This window comes from Streptomyces sp. NPDC019531, from assembly GCF_044903305.1.
GTDB lineage: Bacteria > Actinomycetota > Actinomycetes > Streptomycetales > Streptomycetaceae > Streptomyces.
This window is the reverse complement of sequence record NZ_JBJDQL010000054.1, coordinates 44797-55897: the sequence shown is the minus strand read 5'-3', so window position 1 is coordinate 55897 and position 11101 is coordinate 44797. Positions and strand designations below refer to the sequence as shown.

Here is an 11101-nt window from a genome sequence, read left to right as displayed (position 1 = left end):
CGCCTCACCGGCGAGACCACGATCTCCTGGCGCGACCCGACACCACCGGATGAAACCCGCATCTCGGGATGAAACAACGGGAGAAAACGACCTCTTACTGATCCCTGAGCTGGACGGTCACCCCGGCGACGTCAGCCCTATGACCTGCGCCGGGTCGGTTGGACGCGCCTGGTCGGTCGGGCGAGCGCCAGGCATGCGGCGACGCCTGCCGGCCCATGGACCGCGAACCCGTCCAGCGTGGCCGGCCTCCCCGACGGCATCGAAAACATGTTGCCCGTACCCGTGCGGCCCCGTTATGTTCGCCGCACTCTGACGCACACGCTCTCTTGAACCATCGCCGCAGAACGGGAGCAGGTCCGCGCACAGCGCGCGGCGCCACGGAGGGGCGGCAACGGATCCGGCCGACCGGCGGATTCCGCACGCCCTCCGGAGGACTCTCCCATGAACATCGGCCTCGGCCTCCCCATCGAAGCCCCCGACCAACTGCTGACCTGGGCCCGGCGCGCCGACGCGGGCCCCTTCAGCACCCTCGGACTGCTCGACCGCCTCGTCTACGACAACCCCGAACCCCTCGTCACCCTCGCGGCCCTCGCCGGCGCCACCTCCCGCATCCGCATCCAGACCGAGGTGCTGATCGCGCCCCTCCACAACACCGCCCAGCTCGCCAAGCAGACCGCGACCCTCGACCGCCTCTCGGGCGGCCGCTTCACACTCGGCATCGGTGTCGGAGGCCGGGAGGACGACTGTCTGGCCGCCGGGATCGACCTCCACCGCCGAGGCCGCCGCCTCGACGAGCAGATGACACTGCTGCGCCGCGCCTGGTCCGGCGAGCCGTACGGAGAGGGCGTCGGTCCCATCGGCCCCGCCCCCGCGACCCCCGGTGGCCCGGAGGTGCTGTTCGGCGGCTTCGCTCCCGCTGCCCTCGAACGCGTCGGCCGCTTCGGCGACGGGTTCCTCGGCGCCGCCCTGCCACCGTCCTTCATGTCCAACCTCTTCCGCGACGCCACAACGGCCTGGCAGAAACACGACCGGCCCGGCCGACCCCGCCTGGTCGCCCAGGCGAACGTCGCTCTCGGCCCCGACCACACCCTGGACCGGGCCCGCCGCAACCTCCGCGACTACTACGCCTTCAGCGGCCACGCCGCGTACATGGAGGCGGGCCTGCTCACCACACCGCGGCAGATCCGCGAGGCCGCCGACGCCTACTTCGGCATCGGCGCCGACGAGGTGATGCTCTACTGCTGGGCCCCGGACACCGACCAGATCGACCGCCTCGCAGACGCGCTCCTCTGACCTCGTCCACTGCCACGGCTTCGAGGCCCGCAACTTGCGGCCGGGCCCCGAAGCCGTCGCCCGCATGGTGGACGTTGCACCGAAGCCGTTCGGCGTGCCCGGTAGGCTGGCCGACAGGCCGTGACTGGCGCGCTGGGATGGGACGGACCATCGGGGAGCGGCCTGTGAGTGACCAAGTGCCGTGCGCCTGGGCCGAACCGTGATCCGTGACCGCTTCAAGCCACGCAGCCCGGAGGCCGCCATGTCAGAGCAGCAGCCCCTGTCCCCCGAGTCCACGGCCTTCCGCGCCGCCCTCGACGTGATCCGCGCCGTCGAGCCGCGCGTCGCCGACGCCATCGGCCAGGAGGTCCACGACCAGCGCGAGATGCTCAAGCTGATCGCCTCCGAGAACTACGCCTCCCCGGCCACCCTCCTCGCGATGGGCAACTGGTTCAGCGACAAGTACGCCGAGGGCACCGTCGGCCGCCGCTTCTACGCCGGCTGCCGCAACGTCGACACCGTCGAGTCCCTGGCCGCCGAGCACGCCAAGGAACTCTTCGGCGCCCGCCACGCCTATGTCCAGCCGCACTCCGGCATCGACGCCAACCTCGTCGCCTTCTGGTCCGTCCTGGCCCAGCGCGTCGAGGTCCCCGCCCTGGAGAAGGCCGGCGTCCGCCAGGTCAACGACCTCTCCGACGCCGACTGGGCCGAGCTCCGCCAGGCCTTCGGCAACCAGCGCATGCTCGGCATGTCCCTGGACGCCGGCGGCCACCTCACCCACGGCTTCCGCCCCAACATCTCCGGCAAGATGTTCGACCAGCGTTCCTACGGCACCGACCCCGCCACCGGCCTCGTCGACTACGACGCCCTGCGCGCCTCGGCCCGTGAGTTCAAGCCGCTGATCATCGTCGCCGGCTACTCCGCCTACCCCCGGCTGGTGAACTTCCGGATCATGCGCGAGATCGCCGACGAGGTCGGCGCCACGCTCATGGTCGACATGGCCCACTTCGCTGGTCTCGTCGCCGGCAAGGTCCTCACCGGCGACTTCGACCCGGTCCCGCATGCCCAGATCGTCACCACCACCACCCACAAGTCACTGCGCGGCCCGCGCGGCGGCATGGTGCTGTGCGACGACTCCCTCAAGGACCAGGTCGACCGGGGCTGCCCGATGGTCCTCGGCGGCCCGCTCCCGCACGTCATGGCCGCCAAGGCCGTCGCCCTCGCCGAGGCCCGTCAGCCCTCCTTCCAGGACTACGCGCAGCGCATCGTCGACAACTCCCGCGCCCTGGCCGAGGGCCTGATGCGGCGCGGCGCCACCCTGGTCACCGGCGGCACCGACAACCACCTCAACCTGATCGACGTGGCCTCCTCCTACGGCCTCACCGGCCGCCAGGCCGAGGCCGCCCTGCTCGATTCGGGCATCGTCACCAACCGCAACGCCATCCCGGCCGACCCCAACGGCGCCTGGTACACCTCCGGCATCCGCATCGGCACCCCCGCCCTGACCACCCGGGGCCTCGGCACCGGGGAGATGGACGAGGTCGCCGGACTCATCGACCGCGTTCTCACCACCACGGAGTCCGGCACCACCAAGTCGGGTGCGCCCTCCAAGGCCCAGCACATCCTCGACCCGAAGGTCGCGGACGAGATCTCCCACCGGGCCAGCGACCTCGTCGCCGGCTTCCCGCTGTACCCGGAGGTCGACCTCGGCTGAACCACGGCCCCGGCAGGGCCGAGCGGCACATCACGCTCTTGAGTTGTCAAGGACCGACGATTCCGAGAGATCGATGGCTTCTAGAGATCGATGAGTTCCTGTCGTGGCCCTTCCCGCGGCGGTCCGGCTCCCGGCCGGGCTGCCGCGCGGCGTATCAGCCGTGTGCCGCCGGCCCCGGCCACGAACCCCACGGCGAGCCCGGGCACCGCCCACCGGGCCCCGTGGGTGAGGCTCCAGGACCCGTCACCGCCCTCGGCCCCCGCACCGGACACGTGCTGCCCCTCCACGGGTCCACCCACCAGACCCTCCCGGTCCAGCTGATCGAAAACCGTCCGCGGCGCCCGGTGCCAGCGGATGTCGTCGTCCTCTGTCTCCGGTGCCGGGTCCGAGCGCACCCACGGAGTGCCGTCCGCAGCAAGGAACAGCTGGTCCTGGCGCTCCACCGCCACGTCACCACCCGGCGCCGAATCCGTCTGCGGCCAGCCGCCGACACCAGTCAGCCCCCACACCACAGTGATCCGCACCGGCGGATACCGGCCCTCCTCCCACGCGTCCGACACCCGCTCCGTGCCCATGTCCGTCGGCTGCAGCAACCGCCACAGGCGATCGAAGTACGGCTCGTGGGAACGCACGGCCTTCGTCCGGCCCGAGGCGCCGGTGACGACCATCGCCAGATCGGGCCGGTCGAGGCCCGCTCCGCGCATCGGCGGTGTCCCCGCGTAGGCCATCGGTGCTCCGAGCACGGTCACCGCCATCGCCACGGCTACGAGCGCCGTGAGCACTCCGCGTGGCCCGAGCCGCAGCCCTGTGTGTCTGCTCCGCACTGCCATCCCCCTCGATCGACTCAGCCTCGCTTCCTCAAACTCGCGGGCCCGTCCCTTCGTCACATATCGCGCAGTTCCTGGCGCGGCCCCGGCTCCCGGCGCAGGCGCTTCCATGGCATCCGCTGTGCGAACGGCCGCAGTGCCAGCGTCAGTACGGCACCGGCCGCCAGGCCCGGCAGAGCCCACCACCACTCGGTGCCGTCCTCCGCCGCCGAGGAGGCTCGCACGGGTGCCGAGGTCTCCGCCGCGTCCGTGTCCGTCGACCCGACGTCGATCCCCGGCTCCTGTCCGGGCGCCGGGAAGATGGCGTGGCCTTCGCCGGAGACCTTGCCCATCACGCCCAAGTCCTTCAGCAGCGCGCGCAGTTGGTCGGGATTCTTGGTGCGGTGCCAGTGGCCGTTCACCGACTCCGGCATGTTCTCCGTGGTGTGTATCCACACCTGGTCCGTGTCGGCCAGCGGGAAGATCTGGTCCAGCCGCCAAGGTGAGACGTCGTGCGCCAGCCATGTGACGTTGATCTGCCGGGCGGCGAGCACATTTGCCCCAGGGGGCCTGGAGGGAGTGCCCACACCGAGCGGGCCGAGCAGTCGCTGCAATTCGTCGTACTCCTCGTCGGAGTGGTAGAGCGACGACGTCTCCCCGCTCTCCGGCGAGACCACGAGCACGCTCGTCGGTCCGCCGGCCGACGCGGAGGGCGCACCCCACAACGTCAGAGCGAGCGTCGCGGCCAACGCGCCCAATCCCGCCGCCAGTTCACGACGTCGGCTCCTCAGGCCGGCCTCACGCCTCTCCATGTCAACCCCCTACAGACGATCCCCGTGCGGCCCGTCCGCGAGCCGCGTGTCACTTCTGGTACACCGCCCGGCCCGGCGGGGTTCCCACTCCGCGCGCACTATTTCGAGGAGTCTCGGCACCGTCGTCCGCCGGGTCGCCGAGCGACTTCGCGATCTCCATCGCCCGCTCTTTGGATGCCACGCCCTCCAGCCGCAGCGTCACGTCCGGCACGTCCACCCCGCCCGACGTGTGGGTCCACAGCAGCGTCGGCCCGGCGGTCCGCTTCTCGCGGGTAAACCGGGAGCCGTCCGCATCCACCAGCCAGAAACTCAGCACATGGGGCCGCGGAAACCACAGAGCCGTGTCATTCAGCCCGCCGGGGGCCGAGGAGTCCCCACCCAGCGAAAGCCATTCCGGCTGCTCGCGGACACTCTTGGCGAAGCCGACGTCCAAGCGGGCCGGATACTCGTCCAGCCGGATGGTGTCCCCTCGCTCACGCCAGCACAGGCTCACCAGAAACCGCCCCTGCGGCTCGGTCGCCACCGTCACCACGTCCGGAGTGCCGAGCGCCGCCGGCACCAGCGGCTCGAATCCCGCCCGCCGCTCCGCCTGCGCGAGCGACACCGAGCGCCCGCAGCCGGGCACCTCGGCCCCCGGTGAGGGCACCGCCGAAGGGTCGTACCGCACCTCGACCCCGCCGAAGTCGAACCAGTCCAGGACCGCCGCCCGCACCGGGGGAGTGAGCGCGAGCACCGCCAGTAGTCCGCACAGCGTCGCGGTCAGTGACCGCCACCGCGCCCGCGTCCAGCGCCGCACCGCCCGCAGCCGCTCAGCGGGCCCCGACGCCTGCGCCACCGGAACCGGCAGCCGCTCGGCGAGTATCTGCTCCAGCACCCGCTCCACCATCGACTCGGCCCCTCCCGTATACGGCGCATCCAGCGAACGCCCGAGCGACCGCAGCTCCTCCGGCAACCGGGACGCGCGCTCACGCCCGCTCCCGTCGGCGCCCTCACCGCCGTAGGACTCACTCACGCTCATCACCCCCTTCCCGAGGCTCGAAGTCCGGCAGCAGCTTCTGCAGCTTGCGCAGGGCACGGTTCAGCCGGGACTTCACCGTCCCGCGGGGCCAGCCCAGGGCCTGGGCCGTCTCGGACTCGTCCATCTCCAGCAGATAGCGGTAGGTGACGACCAGGCGGTGCTCCTCGCTCAGCTTCGCCAGGGCGGACTCCAGCGCGGCGCGGCGCTCTATCTCCACGGCCGCCACCGCCGGGTCCGCCGATTCCGGTATCAACGGCTCGGCCTCAGCGAAGGCTGCCTCGCGGCCGGCGAGGGTGCGCTGGCGGGCCGCCGTCCGCACTGTGTTCCTCGTCTCATTGGCCACGATCGACAGAAGCCACGGCTTGAACGCCGAGCCCTCCTTGAAGCGGCCCAGCGCGCAGTACGCCTTGACGAAGGCCTGCTGCACCACGTCCTCCGCGTCCGCTCCCGCCCCGAGCGCGGCGGCCGCCCGTAGCGCGATGCCCGTATGGGCCCGCACCAGCTCCGCGTACGCCTCCGGCTCTCCGGTGCGTACGCGTGCGATCACCGCGGCCTCATCGACGATGCGGCCCCCCTCCCGCGTCCTCACACGATTGGTACACCGCCCGGACCGAATCGGTTCCCACCCGTGGCACATCTGTTTCCGACTGGTTCCGGATCGGCCCCAGACACCTGAGAGAATGGTGAGCATGGCCTCTGACCGACCCCGCGTGCTCTCCGGAATCCAGCCCACCGCAGGCTCGTTCCACCTCGGCAACTACCTCGGCGCCGTCCGCCAGTGGGTGGCTCTGCAGGAGTCCCACGACGCGTTCTACATGGTCGTCGACCTGCACGCGATCACGATTCCGCAGGACCCGAAGGAGCTCACGGCCAACACCCGCCTGGCCGCCGCCCAGCTCCTCGCCGCCGGTCTCGACCCGGAGCGCTGCACGCTCTTCGTCCAGAGCCACGTCCCCGAGCACGCCCAGCTCGCCTGGGTCATGAACTGCCTCACCGGCTTCGGCGAGGCCTCCCGCATGACCCAGTTCAAGGACAAGTCCGCCCGTCAGGGCACCGACACCGCCAGCGTCGGCCTGTTCACGTACCCGATCCTCCAGGTCGCGGACATCCTGCTCTACCAGGCCAACGAGGTCCCGGTCGGCGAGGACCAGCGCCAGCACATCGAGCTGACCCGTGACCTCGCCGAGCGCTTCAACGGCCGCTTCGGCGCGACCTTCACCATCCCGAAGCCGTACATCCTCAGGGAGACGGCGAAGATCTACGACCTCCAGGACCCGTCGATCAAGATGAGCAAGTCGGCGTCCACGCCGAAGGGCCTCATCAACCTCCTCGACGAGCCGAAGACCACCGCGAAGAAGGTCAAGAGCGCGGTCACGGACACCGACACCGTCATCCGCTACGACGTCGCGAACAAGCCGGGCGTCAGCAATCTGCTCACCATCTTCTCGACGCTCACCGGCACGAGCATCACCGAGTTGGAGCAGCAGTACGAAGGCAAGCTCTACGGCGCGCTCAAGACGGACCTCGCCGAGGTCGTCGTCGACTTCGTGACGCCCTTCCGGGAGCGCACCCAGCAGTACCTGGACGACCCGGAGACGCTGGACTCGATCCTGGCCAAGGGCGCGGAGAAGGCCCGCGCGGTCGCCGCCGAGACCCTCTCCCAGGCCTACGAGAGGGTGGGCTTCCTGCCCGCCAAGCACTGATCACCGGCATGGCCCGTCGGCACCGGCGCCCGGGCGCACCACCGCACACCAGCCACACCGGGCAGAGCGCTGCACATCACTACGCCTGCGCCTGCCCACAGCACAGCCGTGGCCGTACAGTCGATAGCCGGACGGCTGGGAACGAATCCGACAGGACGACAGAACGAACAGGAGACGACGTGGGGACCGTAACGATCGGTGTGTCGATCGCGGTCCCGGAGCCTCACGGCAGCCTGCTCCAGGAGCGGCGCGCGGGCTTCGGCGACGCCGCTGCTCACGGCATCCCCACCCATGTCACCCTGCTGCCGCCGACCGAGGTCGAGGACACCGCGCTGCCCGCCATCGAGGCGCACCTCACCGAGGTCGCCGCGGCGGGTCGGCCCTTCCCGATGAAGCTGTCCGGCACCGGCACCTTCAGGCCGCTGTCACCGGTCGTGTTCGTCCAGGTCGTCGAGGGCGCCGAGGCGTGCACCTGGCTGCAGAAGCAGGTCCGTGACGCCTCCGGACCGGTGGCGCGGGAACTGCAGTTCCCGTACCACCCGCACGTCACGGTGGCACACGGCATCGACGAGCCGGCCATGGACCGCGCCTTCGAGGAGCTCGCCGCGTTCGAGGCCGCGTGGCCGTGCACCGGGTTCGCGCTCTACGAGCAGGGACCTGACGGTGTGTGGCGCAAGCTGCGCGAGTTCGCCTTCGGCAGGTCTGTGGTGCCGCCGCAGGCGGGGCATGTGGAGCGCGGCTCCCTGCCCACGGGCCAGCTGTAACCACGGTTACAGCCGCTGTATCCGTAGTTACAGAGTCAGCCGAGTTGCAACGGCAGCCGCCGAAACACCGTCTGCGGCAGATGCCGTACCGCGGACATCACCACCCGCAGCGCCCCCGGCACCCACACCACCTCCGCATGTCGGCGCAGCCCCAGCTCGATCGCAGTCGCCACCGCCTCCGGAGTGGTTGCCAGGGGTGTCTTCCCCATACCCGCCGTCACGCTCGACCGCACGAACCCGGGGCGTACGACCATCACGTGCACACCCGAGCCGTGCAGGGCGTCGCCCAACCCCTGGGCGAAGGCGTCGAGGCCGGACTTGCTTGAGCCATGGATGAAGTTGGCGCGACGGGCGCGCTCAGACCTGGCTCGCGATCTGCGGCCTCGCGGTGGCCAAGTTGGAGCCGGACACCGCGAGCCCACGAGCAGGACATGCGCCGATACACCGCTTTTTCGGGGTACCCGCACATCGGTCTTCCGCACGGAGGGCAAGATCCGATCATGGACTGGCTGAAGAGACTCCCCGTCGTCGGGCCGCTCTGGGTGCACCTGACGGCCACACACGCGTGGCGGTCGTACGAACGGCTGGACCGGGTGAAGTGGACCCGGCTGGCCGCGGCGATGACGTTCACGAGCTTCGTCGCGCTGTTCCCGCTGCTGACCGTGGCCGCCGCGATCGCCGCCGCCACGCTCAGCACGAAGCAGCAGAACGACCTTCAGGACAAGATCGCCGAGCAGGTGCCCGGCATCTCCGACCAGCTGAACATCGACGACCTGGTGCAGAACGCCGGCACCGTCGGCCTCATCGCCGGCGCTGCCCTGCTGTTCACCGGCATCGGCTGGGCGGGCTCGATGCGCGAGTGCCTGCGCGCGGTGTGGGAGCTGCCCGACGAGGACGAGAACGCGATCCTGCGCAAGGGCAAGGACCTGGGCATCCTGGTCGGGCTCGGCGGCGCCGTCCTCGTCACGCTCGCCATCTCCACCATCGCCTCCGCGCTGGTCGACTGGATCGGCGGCGAACTCGGCCTCCAGGAGGGCGGTGCCGGCCGGATCCTGCTGCGGATCGCCGCGTTCGTCATCGCCGTACTCGCCGACTTCCTGCTCCTGCTGTACGTGCTGACCCTGTTGCCCGGCGTCGAGCCGAGGCGCCGCAGGCTGTCCGTCGCCGCGCTGACCGGCGCGATCGGATTCGAACTGCTGAAGCTGCTGCTGAGCGGCTATATGCAGGGCGTGGCGACGAAGAGCATGTACGGCGCGTTCGGCGTCCCCGTCGCCCTGCTGCTGTGGATCAACTTCACGGCGAAACTGGTGCTGTTCTGCGCCGCCTGGACGGCGACGGGCAGCAAGGAGCAGGAGCTCACGGACGGGACGAGCGACGCCGTACCAGATCCGGCAGCGGCCAGCGGCGGTTGACCAGGAACGCGGCGCCCGCCAGCAGCACCAGCAGCCCGCCGGTGATCGCCAGGGCGGTCTCCACGCCCCTGGAGTCGCCGTCGGCCGTGGCGGACGCGACGGGCTTCGCCGAAGTTCTTGAACCCGCGGAGTCCCCTGAGCCGCCCCCGGCCTGCCCGGCCTCGCCTGAGCTCCCCGGCTGCTCGCTGCCCTTCGGCGGCACCAGCTCACCCACCGGCTGTACCTTGCCGGCCGCCTTGAAGCCCCAGTCGAAGAGCTTCGCGGTCTCCTTGTAGACCTCGTTGTGCCCTTCCCCCGACGGGTTCATGACGGTGACGAGCAGCACCCTCCCATCGCGCTCGGCGACGCCGGTGAAGGTGGCTCCGGCGTTGGTGGTGTTGCCGTTCTTCACACCTGCGATGCCCTGGTACTGCGAGATGTCGTAGTCGCCGCTCAGCAGCCGGTTGGTGTTCTGGATCTCGAAGGACTTGCGGACGGTCTTGCCTTTCTTGTCCTTCTTCGTCTCGCCGGGGAACTTCGCGGTGACTGTCGAGCAGTACTCGCGGAAGTCCTTCTTCTGCAGGCCGGAGCGGGCGAACAGGGTCAGGTCATAGGCGGAGGAGACCTGGCCGGGGGCGTCGTAGCCGTCGGGGCTGACCACGTGCGTGTCGAGGGCCTGGAGCTCCTCGGCGTGCTCGTTCATCTCCGTGACGGTCTTGGCGACGCCCTTGTTCATCGCCGACAGGACGCGCACCGCGTCGTTGCCGGAGCGAAGGAACACGCCGAGCCACAGATCGTGGACCGTGTACGTCTCGCCCTCCTTTATCCCGACCAGGCTGGACCCGGCGCCCATGCCCGCGAGGTCGGAGGGGACGACCTTGTGCTTCTCGGTCTTGGCGAACTTCGGCAGCACGGTGTCCGCGAAGAGCATCTTCATGGTGCTCGCCGGGGGGAGCCGCCAGTGCGCGTTGTGCGCGGCGAGCACATCGCCGGACTCGGCGTCGGTGACGATCCAGGACCGCGCGGTGACGTCCTTCGGCAGCACAGGGACCCCGCTGGCGAGATTGACCTGGGTGCCCGCCTGACCGAGCCGGTCGCCACCCACGGTCGACATGTTCGCCGGAGGTGTGGCCGAGGGACTGGCGCTCGGCGTCGGACTGGGGGCCGCGAGGGCGACGGGCGCCGTCAGCGCGAGGGACGACAGGGCGGCGGCGGAGGTGACCAGCAGGGATCGCCCGGGGGTCTTCTTCTGGGGAGCGGACACGCTCAGGAACGTACATGCCGCGGAGGGCGGAGTCCCACCGTCCTCCCCACCCCGGGCGCCGAACCGGACAGCGCCCCGCAATACTGGACCCATGAAGCTCAGCCGCCCCGTCTCCTGGTTCCTGCTCGCCTTCGGGGTGTGGAGCTGGATCATCTGGATCACTTTCGTCAAAAACCTGGTCAAGGACGCCAGCGGGCTCGCGTTCGACGACGCGGGCGACCCGACGGGTTACTTCTGGGTGCACCTGCTGCTGGCTGTCGTCTCCTTCGTACTGGGGACGGTCGTCGGGGGCATCGGGTTGCGTGGAGTGCGCGCACTGCGCCGGAACTCACAGCCGACCCCGGAGAGTTAGCACAC

11 protein-coding genes, 1 pseudogene and 1 riboswitch are annotated in these 11101 nt (G+C 70.3%); of the genes and pseudogenes, 6 read left to right on the top strand and 6 right to left on the bottom strand.

What is annotated here, in order from left to right; all coding sequences use genetic code 11:
* The first annotated feature begins 441 nt into the window (after window positions 1–441).
* A complete protein-coding gene (locus ACI2L1_RS39315; RefSeq protein WP_404744244.1) occupies window positions 442–1293 on the top strand; it encodes an LLM class flavin-dependent oxidoreductase in 852 nt (283 codons plus the stop codon).
* Window positions 1294–1403: 110 nt separating this feature from the next.
* Window positions 1404–1493: riboswitch (ZMP/ZTP riboswitch) on the top strand.
* 41 nt (window positions 1494–1534) lie between these two features.
* Window positions 1535–2986: a glycine hydroxymethyltransferase gene (locus ACI2L1_RS39310; RefSeq protein ID WP_404744243.1), complete on the top strand. Its 1452-nt coding sequence runs from the start codon at window positions 1535–1537 to the stop codon at window positions 2984–2986.
* An 80-nt stretch (window positions 2987–3066) separates the two neighbouring features.
* Here the strand turns inward: ACI2L1_RS39310 and ACI2L1_RS39305 are convergent, their stop codons facing one another.
* The 4 genes from ACI2L1_RS39305 to ACI2L1_RS39290 all read right to left on the bottom strand — a co-directional run bounded on the left by ACI2L1_RS39305 (window position 3067) and on the right by ACI2L1_RS39290 (window position 6169).
* Window positions 3067–3714 carry a hypothetical protein gene (locus tag ACI2L1_RS39305; protein ID WP_404744249.1) on the bottom strand — a complete coding sequence of 216 codons (648 nt, stop codon included), beginning with the start codon at window positions 3712–3714 and terminating at the stop codon, window positions 3067–3069.
* A gap of 155 nt (window positions 3715–3869) precedes the next feature.
* Complete coding sequence (locus ACI2L1_RS39300) at window positions 3870–4604, bottom strand: hypothetical protein (protein WP_404744242.1); 735 nt, start codon at window positions 4602–4604, stop codon at window positions 3870–3872.
* A 49-nt stretch (window positions 4605–4653) separates the two neighbouring features.
* Window positions 4654–5616, bottom strand: a complete 963-nt coding sequence (locus tag ACI2L1_RS39295) for a hypothetical protein (protein ID WP_404744241.1) — start codon at window positions 5614–5616, stop codon at window positions 4654–4656.
* On the bottom strand, window positions 5609–6169 hold the full coding sequence (locus ACI2L1_RS39290; RefSeq protein ID WP_404744240.1) for an RNA polymerase sigma factor: 561 nt from the start codon (window positions 6167–6169) through the stop codon (window positions 5609–5611). The genes ACI2L1_RS39295 and ACI2L1_RS39290 overlap by 8 nt, the downstream gene beginning before the upstream one ends.
* A 142-nt stretch (window positions 6170–6311) precedes the next feature.
* Here ACI2L1_RS39290 and trpS point away from each other — a divergent pair, with 142 nt between their 5' ends.
* Together trpS and ACI2L1_RS39280 are read left to right on the top strand one after the other, a co-directional pair.
* On the top strand, window positions 6312–7325 hold the full coding sequence (gene trpS / locus ACI2L1_RS39285; RefSeq protein ID WP_404744239.1) for a tryptophan--tRNA ligase: 1014 nt from the start codon (window positions 6312–6314) through the stop codon (window positions 7323–7325).
* 179 nt (window positions 7326–7504) lie between these two features.
* Window positions 7505–8089 carry a 2'-5' RNA ligase family protein gene (locus ACI2L1_RS39280; protein ID WP_404744238.1) on the top strand — a complete coding sequence of 195 codons (585 nt, stop codon included), beginning with the start codon at window positions 7505–7507 and terminating at the stop codon, window positions 8087–8089.
* Between the two features lie 35 nt (window positions 8090–8124).
* On the opposite strand, the pseudogene ACI2L1_RS39275 reads toward ACI2L1_RS39280, so the two are convergent.
* Window positions 8125–8463 (bottom strand): annotated as a pseudogene (locus tag ACI2L1_RS39275) (decaprenylphospho-beta-D-erythro-pentofuranosid-2-ulose 2-reductase); the annotation flags it as partial.
* A gap of 126 nt (window positions 8464–8589) precedes the next feature.
* Here ACI2L1_RS39275 and ACI2L1_RS39270 point away from each other — a divergent pair.
* Window positions 8590–9501 carry a YihY/virulence factor BrkB family protein gene (locus ACI2L1_RS39270; RefSeq protein ID WP_404744237.1) on the top strand — a complete coding sequence of 304 codons (912 nt, stop codon included), beginning with the start codon at window positions 8590–8592 and terminating at the stop codon, window positions 9499–9501.
* Here the strand turns inward: ACI2L1_RS39270 and ACI2L1_RS39265 are convergent.
* Window positions 9446–10744, bottom strand: coding sequence for a D-alanyl-D-alanine carboxypeptidase family protein (locus ACI2L1_RS39265; RefSeq protein ID WP_404744236.1), 1299 nt, complete (start codon window positions 10742–10744; stop codon window positions 9446–9448). The genes ACI2L1_RS39270 and ACI2L1_RS39265 overlap by 56 nt on opposite strands.
* A 91-nt stretch (window positions 10745–10835) precedes the next feature.
* Between ACI2L1_RS39265 and ACI2L1_RS39260 the strand changes: the two genes are divergently transcribed.
* Window positions 10836–11096 carry an SCO4848 family membrane protein gene (locus ACI2L1_RS39260; RefSeq protein ID WP_362666434.1) on the top strand — a complete coding sequence of 87 codons (261 nt, stop codon included), beginning with the start codon at window positions 10836–10838 and terminating at the stop codon, window positions 11094–11096.
* Window positions 11097–11101: the final 5 nt, after the last annotated feature.